15 protein-coding genes and 1 tRNA gene are annotated in these 17,312 nt (G+C 67.5%); 10 read left to right on the top strand and 6 right to left on the bottom strand.

The genetic code is table 11. The features are described from left to right. Nucleotides 1-8: 8 nt before the first annotated feature. Both KY501_RS26120 and KY501_RS26115 read right to left on the bottom strand, forming a co-directional pair. Nucleotides 9-887: an N-acetylmuramoyl-L-alanine amidase-like domain-containing protein gene (locus KY501_RS26120; RefSeq protein ID WP_224366164.1), complete on the bottom strand. Its 879-nt coding sequence runs from the start codon at nucleotides 885-887 to the stop codon at nucleotides 9-11. Continuing rightward, entirely contained in the window at nucleotides 884-1,843 is a 960-nt protein-coding gene (locus KY501_RS26115) for a HEAT repeat domain-containing protein (RefSeq protein WP_224366163.1), read from the bottom strand. The genes KY501_RS26120 and KY501_RS26115 overlap by 4 nt, the downstream gene beginning before the upstream one ends. A 180-nt stretch (nucleotides 1,844-2,023) precedes the next feature. Between KY501_RS26115 and KY501_RS26110 the strand changes: the two genes are divergently transcribed. Both KY501_RS26110 and KY501_RS26105 read left to right on the top strand, forming a co-directional pair. Continuing rightward, nucleotides 2,024-2,347 carry a DUF4398 domain-containing protein gene (locus KY501_RS26110; protein WP_224366162.1) on the top strand — a complete coding sequence of 108 codons (324 nt, stop codon included), beginning with the start codon at nucleotides 2,024-2,026 and terminating at the stop codon, nucleotides 2,345-2,347. 17 nt (nucleotides 2,348-2,364) lie between these two features. Beyond that, entirely contained in the window at nucleotides 2,365-3,903 is a 1,539-nt protein-coding gene (locus KY501_RS26105; protein WP_224366161.1) for an OmpA family protein, read from the top strand. A 63-nt stretch (nucleotides 3,904-3,966) separates the two neighbouring features. Here KY501_RS26105 and truD read toward each other — a convergent pair whose 3' ends face one another. From truD to KY501_RS26090, 3 genes are read right to left on the bottom strand one after another with little or no spacing between them, the layout of a single operon-like run. Continuing rightward, nucleotides 3,967-4,983 (bottom strand): tRNA pseudouridine(13) synthase TruD, encoded by a 1,017-nt coding sequence (gene truD / locus KY501_RS26100; RefSeq protein WP_224366160.1) that lies wholly within the window; start codon nucleotides 4,981-4,983, stop codon nucleotides 3,967-3,969. Then, the gene (locus KY501_RS26095; protein WP_224366159.1) at nucleotides 4,980-6,305 is read right to left on the bottom strand and encodes a DUF4388 domain-containing protein; all 1,326 of its coding nucleotides are present in this window, start codon (nucleotides 6,303-6,305) and stop codon (nucleotides 4,980-4,982) included. The genes truD and KY501_RS26095 overlap by 4 nt, the downstream gene beginning before the upstream one ends. 10 nt (nucleotides 6,306-6,315) lie before the next feature. After that, on the bottom strand, nucleotides 6,316-7,317 hold the full coding sequence (locus tag KY501_RS26090; RefSeq protein ID WP_224366158.1) for a DsbA family protein: 1,002 nt from the start codon (nucleotides 7,315-7,317) through the stop codon (nucleotides 6,316-6,318). A gap of 69 nt (nucleotides 7,318-7,386) precedes the next feature. On the opposite strand from KY501_RS26090, the gene KY501_RS26085 reads away from it, so the two are divergent. Together KY501_RS26085 and KY501_RS26080 are read left to right on the top strand one after the other, a co-directional pair. After that, nucleotides 7,387-8,436, top strand: a complete 1,050-nt coding sequence (locus KY501_RS26085) for an asparaginase (RefSeq protein WP_224366157.1) — start codon at nucleotides 7,387-7,389, stop codon at nucleotides 8,434-8,436. A gap of 72 nt (nucleotides 8,437-8,508) precedes the next feature. Continuing rightward, nucleotides 8,509-9,420 carry a GGDEF domain-containing protein gene (locus tag KY501_RS26080; protein ID WP_224366156.1) on the top strand — a complete coding sequence of 304 codons (912 nt, stop codon included), beginning with the start codon at nucleotides 8,509-8,511 and terminating at the stop codon, nucleotides 9,418-9,420. Between the two features lie 18 nt (nucleotides 9,421-9,438). Here the strand turns inward: KY501_RS26080 and KY501_RS26075 are convergent, their stop codons facing one another. Continuing rightward, nucleotides 9,439-11,028: a HEAT repeat domain-containing protein gene (locus KY501_RS26075; RefSeq protein WP_224366155.1), complete on the bottom strand. Its 1,590-nt coding sequence runs from the start codon at nucleotides 11,026-11,028 to the stop codon at nucleotides 9,439-9,441. Nucleotides 11,029-11,154: 126 nt separating this feature from the next. Here KY501_RS26075 and rpsU point away from each other — a divergent pair, with 126 nt between their 5' ends. From rpsU to KY501_RS26045, 6 genes are all read left to right on the top strand, one after another. After that, a complete protein-coding gene (gene rpsU, locus KY501_RS26070) occupies nucleotides 11,155-11,349 on the top strand; it encodes a 30S ribosomal protein S21 (RefSeq protein ID WP_002614080.1) in 195 nt (64 codons plus the stop codon). A gap of 90 nt (nucleotides 11,350-11,439) precedes the next feature. Beyond that, complete coding sequence (locus KY501_RS26065) at nucleotides 11,440-11,898, top strand: GatB/YqeY domain-containing protein (protein WP_224366154.1); 459 nt, start codon at nucleotides 11,440-11,442, stop codon at nucleotides 11,896-11,898. A gap of 337 nt (nucleotides 11,899-12,235) precedes the next feature. Next, nucleotides 12,236-14,062: a DNA primase gene (dnaG, locus tag KY501_RS26060; RefSeq protein ID WP_224366153.1), complete on the top strand. Its 1,827-nt coding sequence runs from the start codon at nucleotides 12,236-12,238 to the stop codon at nucleotides 14,060-14,062. 88 nt (nucleotides 14,063-14,150) lie between these two features. Further along, the gene (gene rpoD, locus KY501_RS26055) at nucleotides 14,151-16,277 is read left to right on the top strand and encodes an RNA polymerase sigma factor RpoD (RefSeq protein WP_224366152.1); all 2,127 of its coding nucleotides are present in this window, start codon (nucleotides 14,151-14,153) and stop codon (nucleotides 16,275-16,277) included. Nucleotides 16,278-16,378: 101 nt separating this feature from the next. Further along, a tRNA-Ile gene (locus KY501_RS26050) sits at nucleotides 16,379-16,451 on the top strand. 122 nt (nucleotides 16,452-16,573) lie between these two features. Further along, a partial coding sequence (locus tag KY501_RS26045; RefSeq protein WP_224366427.1) for a hypothetical protein occupies nucleotides 16,574-17,312 on the top strand: 739 nt, incomplete at its 3' end.

Raw genomic sequence — 17,312 nt, 5'->3', positions numbered from 1 at the left:
CGGGGGCGTCACTGGGAGCGGACAACCGCTCCCTTGCCTGCCTCATCGGGATGGTGAGCCTCGAAGAGACTCACCCCCGTCACCTTCCACTTCGTGTACCGCGCGTTGCGCGCGAGGAACGTCTCCAGGTCCTCGTCGACGACGCGGAAGTAGCCGTTGCGTGCCGCGTGGCGCAGCCACGTGCGCTTGCCCTTCTGCACCACGAAGCCCAGGTGGGTGATGCGGGTGGCCTTGAGCGGCAGATCATCCCGGACGATGACCATGATGGTGCCCGAGGGGATCTGCCGCGCGTGTGCCAGCAGCCGCTCCAGCGGGATGATGTCGAGCGAGAACGTCCCCACCGGCTGCCGGTCCTTGGGCAGCTTCAGCTCCTGCGAGGAGCGGGACGTCCACGTGCGCGCGGTGATGACCTTGCGCACCTGGGCGGTGTCCTCTCCGCCGTAGCGGCGCGTGACGTCCGTGAGGAAGCCCTTGCGCACGTTGTTGGGCAGCCACTGGGCCTCCATGAGGTGGTTGCGATCCTCATAGACGGGGCTGCTCGCGTAACGGATGTGCTCGAGCAGCGTGGGCACCTCGGCGTCCTGGCGCGCCAGGCTGAGCGCGAGCGTCTCCTCCACGAAGGTGAGACAGTCCACGGCATCCGTGCGGAACGTCGGATCCGGATCCACGCCGCTGCCCTCGCCCAGCGGCGAGGCCAGGTAGCGCGTGCCGAGGAAGCGCTCGCTCACGTGCAGCAGCCGCTGGTCGAGCTGGGCCCCGGGCTCCGCGGCCTTCAGGAGGGTGGCGCGCTGCTCGGGCGTCAACTCCGCCCATCCTCCAGGCACGGGGGAAGAGGGAGCCTGCGTCAGGAGCAGTGTCGAGGTGAGCGCGAAGGCGAGACTGATCATTTCACCATGCCCGCCTTGCGGAGGATGCCCTTGCGCTGATCATCGGCGAGTTGCAGCGTCTCCAGCTCCTTCTCGTAGGCGAGCTTCTCGTCGCCCTTGGCCTGGTAGGAGGCCAGCACGAGCCAGTCCAGCATCTTCTTGTCCCCGCCCTGGTACAGCAGGCGCGCGGCACCCGCGGCCAGCGAGCGGTCCGCGTCGTTGAGGAGCGGCGTGAGCGCGGGGGTGGCCTTCTTCGCGGGCACCCCCTCGTAGAGCTCCAGACCCTGACGGCGCACGTACTTGTCCTGCGCGCCGAGCAGCTTGTTGGCGAACGTGAAGCCGTCATCGGAGCCCATCAGGCACAGCCCCTTGGCCGCGGCGAAGCGGGTGCTCTCGGAGTCGCTGTTGAGGTACGCCTTGAGGGAGGGAGCCTGCTTCACGTCTCCGGCCCGTCCGGCGCCGATGAGCATCTCCGCGCGCACATCCACCTCCGCCTCATTCTTGGCCGCCTCCAGCAGGAGCTTGCTCATGGAGGGGTTGCGCGAAGCCCCCAGCGCCTTGGCCGCCTCCTTGCGTACCCCGAGGCTCTTGTCCTCCAACAGCGGCACCAGCACGAGCACGTTCCGGCTTTGCAGCCGACCCAGGCCCTGCGCGGCATACATGCGCACCGTGCTGTCCTCATCCTGCGCCAGTCTCACGAGGACAGGCTCCGCGCTGCGCACCTCGAGCCCGGCCAACGTGGCGACGATGTTGCGGCGCGGGCGATCCTCCAGCACCTTGCGCAGCAACTGCGTGAGCGACTCGGCCGCGTAGTCCCGCTCGCCGATGTAGCGCAGGCGGGAGACCACATTGGCCACCGAGCCGCCCCGCAGCAGCGACTCGATCTGCTCATCCACCTGGACCCGGCCGCTGAGCCGCTTCTGGGTGGCACGAGGCCCCGCCGCCAGCGCCAGCGAAGCGATCAGGAAAAGGGCCAAGCCTAGGGAACGGGAGGACATGCGCACGGTGTCGGACGATGACAAGGCCCGTGCCAACCTGTCAAAACCCTGGCCAACTCGCCTGGCTGCCCCCTGGATGTGCCCGATTCTTGACCCCCCTGGACTCGATTGATACGACCTGAACATTCGTAGTCCAGCCTCTCACCTCAAGGCCTGTCCATGAAGCAGCTGACGGTACTGGTGGCAGTGGTGGGCGCCCTCGCCGGGTGCGGCCCGGTGCGCTCTACGGCCAACATCCTCGACGCGGAGGTCCAGATCCAGGCAGCCCGCACCGCCGGAGCCGAGAAGCTGGCTCCCTACGAGTGGACCTCCGCCAACCTCTACATCCACAAGGCGCGTGAGGAGGTGGGGTACTCGGACTACCAGGCCGGCGTGGACTTCGCCGTCAAGGCATCCAAGTACGCCAACGAGGCTCGCGAGAAGGCCATGGCCACCGCGGGCTCCGAGTCCACCTCCGCCACTGATACCCGCCCCACCCCCTGACGTGTGAGCGACCTCCGATGAAGCGATTCCTCGCCACCGCGCTGCTGCTTGCCTGCTCCGCCTGTGTCAGCGGATCCAAGATCCGCGCTGACTCCGAGGTCATCCAGGCGGATGTGGAGCGCGCCCGCCGCAGCGGGGCCTTGCGCTGCGCCCCGGTGGAGCTGGCCACGGCCGAAGCCAACCTCGACTTTGCCCGTGGCGAGCTGAGCCAGGGCAGCAGTTTCCGCGCCTCCGAGCACATCCGCACCGCGGAGACTTCCATCAAGCGGGCGCTGGAGCTCTCCAAGAGCTGCGGCCCCCAGCGCGTGGTGGTGCGCGAGAAGCCGGATCAGCCCCAGCAACCCCAGCAACCCCAGCAGCCTCAGCAGCCCCAACAGCCCCAGCAGCAGGTGGTGGTGCGCATCGAGGAGACGGACACCGACGGTGACGGCATCCTCGACAAGGATGATCCCTGCCAGGATCAGCCGGAGGACAAGGATAATTTCGAGGACCAGGACGGCTGCCCGGATCCCGACAACGACAAGGACGGGGTGCTGGACGGCGACGACAAGTGCCCGCTCATCCCGGGCCTGAAGGACAACGCCGGCTGCCCGGAGGAAGCGCCGAAGGACCGGGACAACGACGGCATCGTCGACAAGCTGGACAAGTGCCCGGATCAGGCCGAGGACCACGACGGCTTCCAGGATCAGGACGGCTGCCCCGAGCTGGACAACGACAACGACGGCATCGTCGACTCGGCGGACAAGTGCCCGAACGACGTGGGCCCGATCCAGAACCTGGGCTGCCCCATCGTCGACAAGGACGGCGACGGCATCAACGATCCGCAGGACAAGTGCCCGGACGAGCCCGAGGACAAGGACGGCTTCAAGGACGACGACGGTTGCCCGGACCTGGACAACGACAGTGACGGCATCCCGGACGGTCAGGACAAGTGCCCGAACGATGCGGGTCCGGCCGAGAACGCGGGCTGCCCCGACACCGACCTGGACAAGGACGGCATCAACGACCGGCTCGACAAGTGCCCGGCCGATGCGGGCCCGGCGGAGAACAACGGCTGCCCGGATAAGGACACGGATCGGGACGGCATCGTCGACCGGCTCGACAAGTGCCCCGAGCAGCCCGGTGTCCCCGAGGAGAAGGGCTGCCCCAAGAAGTACAAGAACGTCGAAGTCCTCAAGGACAAGATCCAGATCAAGAAGCAGATCAAGTTCGCCACGAACTCGGCGAAGATCATCGGCAAGGACAGCCTCGCGGTCCTGGCGGACGTGGCCCAGGTGCTGAAGGACACGCCGTCCATCAAGCGGGTGCGCATCGAGGGCCACACGGACTCGGTGGGCAACGACACGTCGAACCTGAAGCTGTCGCAGAAGCGCGCGGACTCGGTGATGGCGCAGCTGATCAAGCTGGGCATCGATCCGGGCCGGCTGGAGGCGGTGGGCTTCGGCGAAACGAAGCCGATCGCGTCCAACGCGACGAAGGCAGGCCGCGCGGAGAACCGCCGGACCGAGTTCAACATCGTCGACGATCAGGCCCCGGCGACGCCCCCGGCGCCGTAAGGGGCCGGGCCCCCGGGCCAGACGGGGTGCGGGCCTCGAGCCCCACCCCGCCACCTCCGGGGCTCAGCCTTCCTTGAGCAGTTCGGCGAGGACCTCGGTGGCGTAGGCGCCACGCGCCAGCTCGAAGGCGAGCACCAGGTCCTCTCCTTCGGGCGAGAACTCGGGGTTGCCGATCCGGACGCGGTAGGGCCTCCGGGTTCCCTCGGTCTCTCCGCCTCCGCGCTTGAAGTCCGAGAGCGTCATGCCCTCCTCGGTCAGCAGCGCGGCTTCGGCCTCAGCCACGACATGGGCGGCGGGCGTCATCTTCGGACCGAAGATGGGGCCGGCCGGGCTCACCTCGAAGGCGGCCACGCGCGGGCCATCCACCTCTGGCGCCTCGCAGACAAAAAGGCCACCGGTGTCCTCCTTGCGCAGCACGTCTCCCAGGAGCGCCTGATCAAAGGTGCCCGCGCGGAGCCGAGCGGCCAGGGCCCGGTTGAAGAGAAGGGACTGGAAGGCGGACAGGTACAGCTTGCGCTGGAAGCGATCCGGCCGCTGCGGCAGCCTCTGGCCCAGCAGGAGCGCCTTGCCCTTCTCGGCGTTGTCCCGCTCTCGACCGAAGCGCTGCTCTCCGAAGTAGTTGGGCACACCTCTCGCCACCAACCGGGAGAGGGACTCGCGCGCCGCGCCCAGGTCCTTCACGCCTCGCAGGCGCAGCCGGAAGCGGTTGCCCTTGAGGTGCCCGGTCCGCAGCTTGTTGCCGTGCCGGCGCGCCCACAGCACGCTCACGCCCTCCATCGAGAACTCGGACAGCCTCGCCTCCGCCCGGGCCGGCACGGAGAGCAATTGCCGGGTGACGGCATGGCGATCCTTCATGCCCGCCACGCCCACCTCGCCCTCGGGGAAGCCCAGCGTCTGGGCCAGAGCCTTCACCACCTCGCGCGTGTCCCTGCCGCGCTTCTCCACCCAGAGATAGAGGTGCTCCCCTTCCCCGCCCGGCAGATACGCGGGAAGTTCCTCGACCTCGAAGTCCTCGGGGACGAGCTTGAAGGCGCCGCCGCAGCCAGGCACCTCCTCCGTGAGCCGAGGCAGATCCGTCACGGCGTCTCGAGCGTGGCGAGCAGTTCCTTCACACGCCGGGCAAGGTCCTCATCCGCGCGGGACTCCAGCAGCTCTCCCGCCTGGAAGAGGAGGAAGAACATCACGTCGCTGAGCGCCTGCTTGAAGGAGGCGATGGGCTCGGAGCCCAGGTGTCCGCGGTGACGCTCGAAGGCCTCGATGAGCCGCTGCTCGGGCAAGGAGCCATCGCCCGCGAGCGACAGCCCCTCCAGCACCGGGGAGGACGACAGCGCCTGCCCGGAGAGCGCCGCATTCGCCGAGGCGATGAACTCGGTGTCCATGCTCTGCCGAGCCACCTCGTCGCGGATCTCCCGGAAGATGAGGTTGAAGACGCGGGCCACCTCGCGGTGATCCACCCGGCTCTGCTTCACCGCGGCGGCGGGCCTCGCGGGGGAGGCCGGGGTGGAGGCCCGCTCCGGAGGCGCAGCCACGGGCACGAGCGGCTTCTCGGAGAGCACCGCGTAGCCGCCCTCGAGCAGGCGGAAGACGACCTTGGTGATGTCGAACTCGGACAGCTTGGCGGCGTGCCCCAACTCGAGCAGGGTGCGCTTGCCGTCCAGCATGGCAAGCACGCGGTCCTCGTCCGCCTCCAACTTGCCGTCCGAGGCGCGCTTCCGGCCCACATAGAGCCGCCCGTGGGGGATGCGCTTCCGGAAGTGCGCCATCTCGTCGATCTTCCGGATGCTGTCCATCAACAAGCTCTGCGTCGTGAGCTGGATGTTGTGGGTGGTCTTGTCGTCCACCGGCTGATCGATGAGGAAGAACGAGCCCTCGCGGCACAGAACGATGGCGTGGAAGATCTCGCTCACCTGATGGGTGACGCACTTGAACAGATCGTGCGCCTGCAGGTAGCCCCGCTCCACCAGGGCGCGGCCCACCTTGGAGGGAGGCTGTTCGCGCAGCACCTCTTCGATCTTCGCGCGCTCCACGTAGCCCAGACGGATGAGCACCTCGCCCAGCCGGTCCGCGGGATCATCGGAGCTGGCGCCCCGCACTTCACCCTCGCGCAGGGTGATGGAGCGCTCGCCACCCGGGGTGCGCACGCGGACGATGCCGCTCCAGCGCGACTGGCTGAGGAAGGCGATCAGGTCCGACAGCGGGAAGCCACCGGCATCTCCCGCGAGCACCACCCGAGGCGCGGGGATGGTGCGGCCCTCGGCGGGCACGCGCGAGAAGACGAGCAGATCCGGCCCCGTGGGCATCAGCGCGTACGAGCCCGACCGGCCCACCAGCGCTGGCGGCCCCTGGCGCTCCTCGGGGACGAGTTGGGAAGACCCGTCGATGCGAAAGCGAGGCGGTGTCATCCCTGAGCGTTCAGTCCGCGGCCCACGCGTTGTTGTTGGCGCGCCACTCGAGCTCGTCCTCGAGGCTCTGGGTCAGCACATCCAGCTCGGGCGGCAGCTTGAAGGAGCGTCCATTGTAGAAGATGGAGGGAGTGCCGGTGATGCCGGCCGCCTTGCCCTGGGCCCGGAAGCCTTCCAGTTCCTGCTTATAGGAGTCTCCCTTGAGCACTTCCTGGAGCTTGGCGCCGGGCAGGCCGAGCTGGGTGGCCAGCGACGGCAGCGAAGCGACAGACAGGTTGGCCTGGTTGGCGAAGAGGGCGTCATGCATCTCCCAGAACTTGCCCTGGTCGCGAGCCCACAGCGCCGCCTGGCCGGCGGGGATGGCGTTGGCGTGCATGGGCAGCGGGAAGGGCAGGTAGCAGAAGCGCACCTTGGTGGGGTTCTTCCGGGCGAAGTCCTCGAGCACGGGACGGGCCTTGCCGCAGTAGGGGCACTCGAAGTCGGAGAACTCGGCCACCGTCACCGGGGCGTTGGCGTCCCCCATGCACATGCGCGGGTCCACCTTCAGCTCCACGCGCGGCTCGCGGTAGGCGGCGTAGTACTGGGAGATGGCGACGATCGTCTCGCTGGCCGAGCCGCCCTGCGCCACGAACGAGGCCGCCAGGCGCGCCATCCGCTTGGCGTGCTTGCAGGGGGTGTGCTGCCGCAGGCACTGGCCCAGGCTGTGGGGACAGCCGCAGTAGCAGAACTCGTCGCTGAGGATGGTGGACAGCTCGCGCTGGGCCGCGGGCGGCAGCGAGGAGAAGTCCATGCCCGGAATGCCCGTGAGCACCGCGGCAGGGTTGGCCGAGGGCGCCGCGGCGGCCGGAGGCGGCGTCGCGGGCGCGGGCGGAGGGGTCGCCGGCGTGGCGGACGGTGGGGTAGAGCCCCCCTTGTCGCCCGGGGCGACCTCAGGGGTCTTGGTACAGGCCAGCCCTGTCAGGGACACGGCGGCCAGCAGGAGGACAGCGCGCTTCCAGCAGTAGGAGGACACGCCGGGGGGTCTTAGCTACGCGCGCAAGGCTTGTAAAGGAAGGCGGGCTTTGTCAGTGAAGGACCGCTCATGCCCAAAGTCTTGCTGCTGCATACCGGGGGAACGCTGGGGATGGCTGGAGGGCGGCCTTCCGCGCTGCGGCCCTCGGCCTTCTTCCGGACGCTGAAAGCGCGTGTCCCGGAGCTCTTCGACCTGGCCGACATCGAGCTGGAGCTGTTCTCCAACCTGGACAGCTCGGAAATGCAGCCAGAGCTGTGGAGCGGCATGGCGGCCCACCTGTACCGGAGGCTGCCGGACTTCGACGGGGCGGTGGTGACGCACGGCACGGACACGCTGGCCTTCACGGCCAGTGCGCTCTCCTTCATGCTCCGGGGACTGCCTCGGCCGGTGGTGCTTACCGGTTCGCAGCGCCCGCTGGGGAAGATCCGGACGGACGCGCGGCTCAACCTCATCGACTCGGTGCTCTCGGCGCTCAATGGTCCACGCGAGGTGACGATCTGCTTCGACTCCCACCTCTACCGAGGCAACCGCACCCGCAAGGTAAAGGTGGCCGAGTATGACGCCTTCGAGAGCCCCAACTTCCCGGTGCTGGGCACGCTGGGGGTGGACGCCACTTTCGAGCCGGGCCTTCGTCCCAAGGGGGCCTTCCGGCTCCTAGAGAAGCTGGATCCGCGCGTCTTCCTCCTGAAGGTGTACCCAGGGCTGGACCCGGCGCTGCCCCTGGCGCTGCTGCCGCACGTACGCGGCCTGGTCCTTGAGGCGTACGGGGCGGGGAACTTCCCGATCGATCCCTCCCTTGGCCGCTCACTCCGCCCGCTGTTCGCCCAGGCCCGGGAGCGCAACATCCCCGTAGTGGTGGTGAGCCAGGCCTTCCGCAACGGAGTGGACCTCACCCTATACGAGTCCGGGGTGGCCGCCTTGGAGGAGGGAGCCATTGGTGGAGGGGACATGACGCCCTCTGCGGCGCTGGTGAAGCTGATGCAGGCGCTGGCCTACCACTCGTCCTTGGACGCGGTGCGCCGCTTCATCCAGGCTCCGGTGGCCGGTGAGCTGACGGTGGGGCGCCCCCCTGCCCCACCCGCCGCCCCCCAGCGGAGGCGCAAGCTACACGCCCGGTGAAGGGGGCATGTGCCACATTGGCGGTGTGTGTGCTTGCCGCCACGAAATACCGGCCCTTAAGATGGGGGGGAGATGTCCGAGGAGAAGACAAACGTCCATTCGATCGCGGACCTGCTGAGCAACGCTCAGCAGCAGAGCGCCTATCTGATCGTGATCAGCGCCAAGTCCGCGGCCGGTATTGGACGGATGTTCAAGCTGGATCGCTCGGAGACGGTGCTTGGCCGCAGTGCGGAGGCCCAGTTCCAGGTCGAGGACGACGGCATTTCCCGCAAGCACGCCAAGGTGGTGGCGCTGGGGGACGGGCGTTTCCAGTTGGTGGACCTGGGTAGCACCAATGGCACGTACCTCAACGGCCTGCGGGTGAATACGGCGCCGCTGTACGACGGCGACAAGATCCAGATCGGCTCGAACACGGTCCTCAAGTTCTCCATCCAGGACCAGCTCGAGGAGCAGTACCAGCGCAGCATCTACGAGTCGGCCACGCGCGACGGGCTCACGCGGCTCTACAACAAGAAGTACTTCATGGAGACGCTGCGCAAGGAGTTCGCCTACTGCCTGCGTCACCGGGTGCCGCTGTCGCTGGTGATGTTCGACGTGGACCACTTCAAGAAGATCAACGACGTCTACGGGCACCCGGCCGGTGACTACGTGCTGACGCGCATTGCCCAGCGCGTGAGCGACACGGTGCGCACCGAGGACCTGCTGGCGCGCTACGGCGGCGAGGAGTTCGCGCTGATGCTGCGCGAGTCCGAGGAAGCCCAGGCGCTGGCGTGTGCCGAGCGGTGCCGGCAGGCGGTGGACCGCAGCGACTTCATCTTCAGCGGCACGCCTATCAAGGTGACGATCAGCCTGGGCGTAGCGACGCTGCTGGATTCGGACTTCGCCCAGCCGGAGGACCTGCTGGCGGCGGCGGACAAGTACCTGTACCGGGCCAAGCGCGCGGGCCGGAACCGGGTGGACGCCAAGGTCACCAGCGGCCCCTGAGCTTCGGGCTGCGGCACCTCAGCGGTTGGAGAAGCCCAGCCGCTTGAGCACCTCGCGGGACACGTGCTGCACGTGCGAGTCGGAGTCCTTCTCGGCCGCCTGGCTCAGCGCGGAGATGGCGAAGGGGCCTCCGAGCACCCCAAGCGCCTGCGCCGCGGCGACGCGGACAGCGGGGACGGGATCCTTCTCGAGACTCTGGGAGAGCGCCTTGACGTGCCGATCCTTTCCCAGGCGCTCAAGGGCACGTGCCGAAGCCTGTCGCACCTCCGCACTCTCCGAGCCGAGCAACTGAGCGATGTCATCAGCGAGCCCCGTCTTCCGCTTGAGGGCCGCGGTGTCGACCGCCGCGACGACGACTTCGGGGGCAGGATCTTCCAAGGAGGGTTTGACTACCTCGCTCACCTCCCCTTGCCAGGGTCCGGCCATGGCACGGAGGGCTCCAGCGCGAAGCGGCGGCTGGGCCTCCTTCAAGAACGGCAGCACGCGCTGGGTGCGTTCCCCGGAGTTCCCATCACACTCAGAGAGCTGGGCGAGTGCCTCGCCCCGAATGGAGAGGGGCTGCGTCACGTCCTCCGCCACGGTGAGCAGCGCCGGCTGGCAGGTCTTCTCGTGAGCCAGCGCCTCCAACCAGGGCCTCTGCACAGCGAGTTCCGCACCGGACTGCAGCCGCTTTCCGACCGCCTGGACCAGCGTAAGCCCCTCGGCCTGGGCCAACCCGCGCGCGGCGGCCTGTCGCACATGGGTGTCCGGGTCCTGCAGGGCATGGTCCAGTTCCCGCTGGGCCAGAGGCCCATAGAGGCGCAGCCGTCGCACCGCGTTGGCCCGCGTCAACGACTCCGCAGAGGAGAGCTCCGACTGCAGAGCCTGCAACTGCTGAGAGTAGATGGCGAAGAGCCGGTTCACGCGTTCCTGATCCGGCTGCTGGGCCGCCTCGACAAGCATCCGGCCCACGGAAGTGTCGTTGCGCTCGGCGAAGCCGAGCAAGGCCCCGGCCACCGCCTCGTCTCCGGACTCCGGGCGATTCTCCATGGCGTCGATCACCACCCGAGCGGCGGAGACCTTGAGGAAAGGGGCCAGGTGCGACAAGGCCCGCACACGGGTCCCCGCGTCGGGGGAGTACAGCTCCACCTCCAGTTCCTGGCGGATGGCGTCCTTCCGGGCCTGGACGCGCGCGGCAGCTGCAACGCCCTTGTCCCCCGCCCCCTGCAGGAAGGCCGAAGGGGTGCTTCCCGCCTCGGCGGCGGCCCGGGCGGCAGTGAGGCAGGCAGGCAGGTCCGCCGTGGCCTGGGTCCCCGTTACCCACTCGGCCAGGGCACGAGGCTCGGACACTCCACGGGCCTTGGCACTGGCGCGCACGGCGGCCCAGCGGATCCGCCAATCCTCATCCGTGAGGGCCGAACTCAGCGAACTCTGGGGTACCGGCTTCACGTCCCCGAGCATCAGCACCCAGTCCTGGGTACCACCCTGGACGATGCACAGCCGACAGACCTTCGCCCTGAGGGATGGCTCCTGCACGTGCCGCTGGCAGGCCTTCCAACAACCGGTGGTCCCCGCGCCGCCACGAGGATCGGCCGACAGCACCAGGAGCAGGAGCAGAGCGGGAGTCACGGGCGCACTACTTTAGCCGAAGCCCCCCTTTCATTTTGGAGGGCGTCCTTGCGTTTTGTCGGCCGCTGCGCCATATCCGCTGCCTTTTTCACGACTTTTGACGCACAGCGGAAGGAGGTGACTGCATTGCCCGGTATTCGAGTCAAGGAGGGTGAGTCTATCGAGAGCGCCCTCAAGCGCTTCAAGAAGGCCACCGAGAAGGCGGGAATCCTCTCCGAGATCCGCAAGCGCGAGCACTACGAGAAGCCCTCCGTGAAGCGCAAGAAGAAGGCCCTCGCCGCCAAGAAGCGCGCGGTGAAGAAGGCGCGCAAGTCGTTCTAGCGCCTGTGTGAGCCGGGGCGCTGCTTCCGTCAGCCGCCCTGGCTCGCAACCGTCGTCCCTCCCCTTCCCACTCAGGTTGGAGTCATTGCCATGGCTACCCTCAAGGAGCGCCTCGACGCGGACCTCAAGGACGCGATGAGGTCCAAGAACGAGCTGAACACGAGCGTCATCCGGATGCTCAAGAGCGCCATCAAGTACAAGGAAGTGGAGCCCGGGGCCTCCGCCCTGGACGACGCCGGCATCGAGAAGGTCATCGCCGGTCTGATCAAGCAGCGCCGCGACTCCGTTGATCAGTACAAGGCCGGTGGCCGCGATGATCTGGCCCAGAAGGAAGAGGCCGAGATCAGCGTCCTCCAGAAGTACCTGCCCCAGCAGCTCTCCGCGGACGAGCTCCGCGCCGAAGTGGCTGCCGCCATCACCGCCGTGGGCGCCAAGGGCCCCAAGGACATGGGCGCCGTCATGAAGGCCGTGCAGCCCAAGGTGCAGGGCCGCGCCGAGGGCCGCGCCATCTCGGAAGAGGTCAAGGCGCAGCTGGCCAAGCTGTCCTGATCCTTCGGGAACCCGGCTCCCGCCCCGCTCACCGGGTCGGGAGCTTGCCCCGGGCACGATCCAACGTTAAGGGCTATTCCCAGCCCGCCACGTCCGCCCACTTGGGCGGCGCTGATCCGGTGGGAGGAGCCGCACCCGTGCCTACCTCGCTGGAGCAGAGCCGTTCCGTGCCGCGCCAGCGGGCCCCCCTCCCCCTCTTCCCTACCACCGCCCAAGGACTAGATTCAGAGCCATCCTGGGGCCAGGTGCTCATCCCAGAGGCCTGGACGTCTCAACCCGGGACGTCGGAGCCGTGGGGCATGCTCACCGGCAATTTCCCAGCCGAGGGTCAGTCCACGTGATCCCTGAGCACAAGATCGAAGAAATCCTCGAGCGGGTGGACCTGGTCTCTCTCATCTCCCGCCACGTGGAGCTCAAGAAGTCCGGGCGCGAGTACAAGGGCCGCTGCCCCTTCCACCAGGAGAAGACGCCCTCCTTCTACGTCGTCCCGGAGAAGCGCTTCTACTTCTGCCACGGCTGCCGGGCGAGCGGGGATGCTGTCTCCTTCGTCCAGCGCTACCTGGGGAAGACCTTCGTGGACGCGGTGAAGGACCTCGCCCGCGAGGTGGGCGTGGACGTCGAGGCCGCCCAGGATCCTGGCTCGAAGGAGCGCCAGCAGATCAAGGAAGTCACGGATCTGGCCGCCGAGCACTTCCGCACCCAGCTCTGGCAGGACGAGGGCCGTACAGCCCGGCAGTACCTGGCCAACCGTGGCGTCTCCGAGGAGACCGCCCACGCCTTCGGGCTCGGCTGGGCGCCCAACACCTGGAGCCTGCTGGCCGACAAACTCACCAAGAACGGCATGACCGATTGGGGAGTCAAGGCGGGCCTCGTCCAGCGCCGCAACAACTCGGACGGCTACTACGACTTCTTCCGCAGCCGGGTGATGGTGCCCATCCGCGCCCCCGAGGGCCGCCCCATCGCCTTCGGAGGCCGCCTGCTCGGTGCGGAGGAGGGCCCCAAGTACCTCAACTCCAAGGAATCCCGGCTCTACAACAAGAGCGAGACGCTCTACGGCATGGATCAGGCCCGCGACGAGATCCGCCGGCGCAAGGCGGCCATCCTCGTGGAGGGGTACTTCGACTGCATCGGCCTGCACCAGGTGGGAGTGCGCCACGCCGTGGCCCTGTGCTCCACCGCCATCACCCCGGGCCACCTTCAACTCCTGCGCCGCACCGAGGCCCAGCAACTCATCCTCCTGCTGGATGGAGACCAGGCCGGCCTCAACGCGGTCGAGCGGCTTGCCGGTCCCCTGCTCGCCGCCGGAGCAGCCGCCCGAGTTGCCCTGCTGCCCCAAGGGGATGATCCCGACACGTTCGCGCGTCGGGAAGGATCAGACGGCGTGGATCGCCTCCTCCAGGACGCCCAGCCGTTGACCTCCCACATCTTCGCCACCGTCCTGCCCAATGGCGCCAAGGCAAGCTTCGAAGAAAAAATGGCGGCGCTCGAGCGGCTCAAACCGATGACGGCCCTGATCCCCCTGGGGCTGGTCCGCTCGGCCTTCCTCAACGCCGTGGGCGGCCACTTCGGCCTGCCGGTGGGAGACCTGGAAGCCGCCCTTCGCCCTACGAAACCCGCTCCCAAGCCCGCCCAGCCTCCAGCCCCCCAAGGAGCCTCCGGCGCCCAGCGGCCCACCACGGCGGACAGGCCCGTTTCCGTGCGCCCTCCGGACGCCATGGAGGCCCTCTACGTCGCCGCGACCCTGCGCGAGCCGCGCCTCCTGGCCAGAGATCCCTATCGGGCATGCGATGAAATATCCCACACGAGCCTTCGTGTGGTGCTCGCCCAGGCGACCTCGGGCAACGGCACGGAGGATGCGCTCTTCGAGGCCGCCGAGCCGGTGAAGCGGGCCCTCGAGGTGGCCATGCGCCAACTCCCCGAGGGCGGGGCCGCATTGGAGCAGGCATTCCTCGCGGTGTGCCGCACCCTGACGCTGCGGCGCGTCGAGGAACAGCTCCGTTATATTGAGAAGGCCACGAAGCAGACTCCTGGCGCGTCCGAACTCACGGAGGAGACAAAGCGGCTGCTTCAGGAACGCATCGCGTTGGTGGCTCTTCAGAAACGCATCAAGGAGGAGCTTCGCCCCTCGGTGCCGGGAACAAAGGCCCCTCTGCAACCGGTTTGAGTTCGCGTTTGTAACTTTCTAGTACTTTGCGGTAGATCGGCCGGCTCGCTCCAGGCCAAGACCCTGTTTTCTAAGGAGAAGTACCCGAATGCCGACGCAGAAGCCCTCGAAGGGGTCCGTGAAGCCCAAGAAGAAGGTGGATCCGACGATCCGCAAGAAGAAGACGGGGGCGGACAGCGCCGCGGCGGCCAAGGGTGCAGCGAAGGCCGCAGCTGCGATTGCCGAGGAGCGCGCGGAGGCCGTGGCCACCGCGACGGAGAAGCTCAAGAAGCGCAAGAGCACCACCGAGGCCTCCGCCGACGACATCGATCCCGAGGAGGCCGCGGAAGAGGCGGCCGCCGCCGTCCACGTCGATCCCGACGCGGTGGAGGACGAGGTCGAGGAAGAGGCCATCGCCGAGCGCAAGGAAGTGAAGGACCTGCTGGCCGCGGGGCGAGAGAAGGGCTTCCTCACCTATGACGAGGTGAATGACGCGCTGCCCGCGGACATCGTGTCGTCGGATCAGATCGACGACGTGATGAGCATGTTCGGCGACAACGACATCGAGATCGTCGACGCGCAGAAGCAGGCGCAGTCCAACGAGATCAAGCCCACCGTCGCCGTCGAGGAGGAGAACAAGCAGGAGTCCGACGAGGAGGAGCAGGACGAGGACGACGAGCCGGGTGGCAAGTCGAACGATCCGGTCCGCCTGTACCTGCGCAAGATGGGCAGCGTGAGCCTCCTCACCCGCGAGGGCGAGGTGGAGATCGCCAAGCGCATCGAGGAGGGCGAGAAGGAAGTGCTGCGCGCCCTGCTGGCCTGCCGCGTGGCCGTGGCGGAGATCCTCGACATCGGCAACAAGCTGAAGACGGGCAAGCTGCGCGTGCGCGACGTCATCAAGGACGCGCCCGAGGAGGCTCAGGCCGAGGGTGCGGAGGATGCTCCCGAGGAGGGCGCCGAGGGTGAGCAGCCGCAGCAGCTGGCCCAGAGCGAGCTCAACAAGATCGAGCAGATCAACAAGCAGATCGAGCGCTTCCGCAAGTTCGCCAAGGACTGCGAAGTCCTGGAGGAGGAGCTCTCCGGGAAGAAGAAGCTCACCGACGTCAAGAAGAAGGAAGTGAAGCAGGAGGTGAAGGATCTCCGGACCAAGATGATGGAGGTCCTGGAGGAGATGCGGCTGAACAAGAAGCAGGTGGACCGCATCGTCCTGAACCTGCGCCAGCTCATCGAGCGCGTGGACAAGGCCGAGGAAGAGCTGCGGGACATCGAGCGCCGCAACGTGGTGAACATGAAGGAGCTGCGGCCTCAGTTGAAGGAGGCGCGCGAGAACCCGAACACGGCCAAGAAGCTGCAGAAGCAGCTGAACTTCACGCCGGAGCAGCTCGAGGCGCTGGACCGCGACGTGCGCACGGCAGTGCGGAAGATCAAGAAGGTGGAGGAGGAGGCCAACCTCCCCGTCGAGGCGCTGCGGCGCAACTACGACGCCATCCGCCTGGGCGAGAAGCGGGCCGAGCGCGCCAAGAGCGAGCTGGTGGAGGCCAACCTGCGCCTGGTGGTGTCCATCGCGAAGAAGTACACGAACCGCGGCCTTCAGTTCCTGGACCTGATCCAGGAGGGCAACATCGGCCTGATGAAGGCGGTGGACAAGTTCGAGTACAAGCGCGGCTACAAGTTCTCCACGTACGCCACGTGGTGGATCCGGCAGGCGATCACCCGCGCGATCGCGGATCAGGCGCGCACCATCCGCATCCCGGTGCACATGATCGAGACGATCAACAAGCTCATCCGCACCAGCCGCTACCTGGTGCAGGAGATCGGCCGCGAGCCCACTCCGGAGGAGATCGCGGAGAAGATGGAGCTGCCGCTCGACAAGGTGCGCAAGGTGCTGAAGATCGCCAAGGAGCCGATCTCGCTGGAGACTCCGATTGGCGAGGAAGAGGACAGCCACCTGGGCGACTTCATCGAGGACAAGAGCCTGGTGTCGCCGGCGGATGCGGTGATCAACATGAACCTGGCGGAGCAGACCCGCAAGGTGCTGGCGACGCTGACGCCGCGCGAGGAGAAGGTGCTGCGCATGCGCTTCGGCATTGGCGAGAAGAGCGACCACACGCTGGAAGAGGTGGGTCAGGACTTCGAGGTGACGCGCGAGCGCATCCGCCAGATCGAGGCGAAGGCGCTGCGAAAGCTGCGTCACCCCAGCCGCTCCAAGCGCCTGCGCTCCTTCGTGGAGAGCTGAGCGCGGGGTGGTGAGCCCGGCTCCTGAGGGAGCCGGTGCCCCTTGTCAGTGCTACGGGCGGCGGGATACTCATTCCCGTCGCCCGTTGTCGTTTTTGAGAAGGGCCCTTAGCTCAGCGGTCAGAGCTGTCGGCTCATAACCGATTGGTCCCCGGTTCGAATCCGGGAGGGCCCACTCGCCGTAACCCCTCCCCTCGCCTCGGGATTTTCCGCCCGAGGCGCTGGGGCGGGAAGCGGCTCCCTCGAAGTTCCGCCGTGAGCTCTACAACCGCCCAGACATGCTCAAGAGGTTCCCGAATGGCTTCGGGCCTGGCACCTGACCCGCGCTTCTTCGTGCTCAAGCACGACGCGTCCGGGCCGTGCGACACCCAGTCGCTCGCCGTCGATTCCACCCACTTCGGCAGGGCACCTCGGTGCCCGCAGTGCGGAGACTCCATCGGCATGCGGACATGGCTTCCTCCTCATCAAGTCGAGTTGGAACTGCATGGCGAGTGTGCCGGAGACTTCGTGAAAGGCCCTGGCTACGACGTGCTCCTCTCCGAGCGCATGGCCAAGGCTTTTCAAGAGGATGGTTTGACGGGATTGAGCGGCTTCCATCCCGTCGAGGTGGTCCGCATCCGCGGGAAACGCAAGGGACCTGAGGCATCCGCCCTCCCCCGCTATGTCGCCGTGACGCCCTGCTTTGGTCGCGGAGCCGTGGATGAGGCACGCACCCGCATCCGCCGCTCAGAGCCCATAACGTGCCCCGAGTGCCAGTCTGCGGGAGTGGACACCCTCCACGGCTTCGCTCTGGAGCCAGACACCTGGCAGGGCGAGGACGTGTTCCGCCCCCGAGGCCTTCAAGGAAACATCGTCGTTTCCGAGCGCTTCGCCACGTTCGTCCATCGCCAAGGCCTGACAAACATGAAGCTGATTTGGGCTTGCCCCGGTTTAGTGGACACGGGAGTTATGCTGCCAACCTATCAGGTAGTGCGGCCCGTTCATAGTCCCTCGGGCTCAGGTAGCCGAGGCTCGAGTGTCGGCGCTTGCGGTTGTA

The sequence above is a fragment of the Hyalangium versicolor genome (genome assembly GCF_020103695.1).
GTDB lineage: Bacteria > Myxococcota > Myxococcia > Myxococcales > Myxococcaceae > Hyalangium > Hyalangium versicolor.
The sequence above is the reverse complement of the archived record's forward strand: the minus strand, read 5'-3'. Positions and strand labels throughout refer to the sequence as shown.

Excerpts from the sequence above, each read along its gene's own strand:
- KY501_RS26120 (WP_224366164.1), bottom strand. The coding sequence starts at position 887 with ATGATCAGTCTCGCCTTCGCGCTCACCTCGACACTGCTCCTGACGCAG.
- KY501_RS26110 (WP_224366162.1), top strand. The coding sequence starts at position 2,024 with ATGAAGCAGCTGACGGTACTGGTGGCAGTGGTGGGCGCCCTCGCCGGG.
- KY501_RS26105 (WP_224366161.1), top strand. The coding sequence starts at position 2,365 with ATGAAGCGATTCCTCGCCACCGCGCTGCTGCTTGCCTGCTCCGCCTGT.
- KY501_RS26095 (WP_224366159.1), bottom strand. The coding sequence starts at position 6,305 with ATGACACCGCCTCGCTTTCGCATCGACGGGTCTTCCCAACTCGTCCCC.
- KY501_RS26085 (WP_224366157.1), top strand. The coding sequence starts at position 7,387 with ATGCCCAAAGTCTTGCTGCTGCATACCGGGGGAACGCTGGGGATGGCT.
- KY501_RS26080 (WP_224366156.1), top strand. The coding sequence starts at position 8,509 with ATGTCCGAGGAGAAGACAAACGTCCATTCGATCGCGGACCTGCTGAGC.
- KY501_RS26065 (WP_224366154.1), top strand. The coding sequence starts at position 11,440 with ATGGCTACCCTCAAGGAGCGCCTCGACGCGGACCTCAAGGACGCGATG.
- rpoD (WP_224366152.1), top strand. The coding sequence starts at position 14,151 with ATGCCGACGCAGAAGCCCTCGAAGGGGTCCGTGAAGCCCAAGAAGAAG.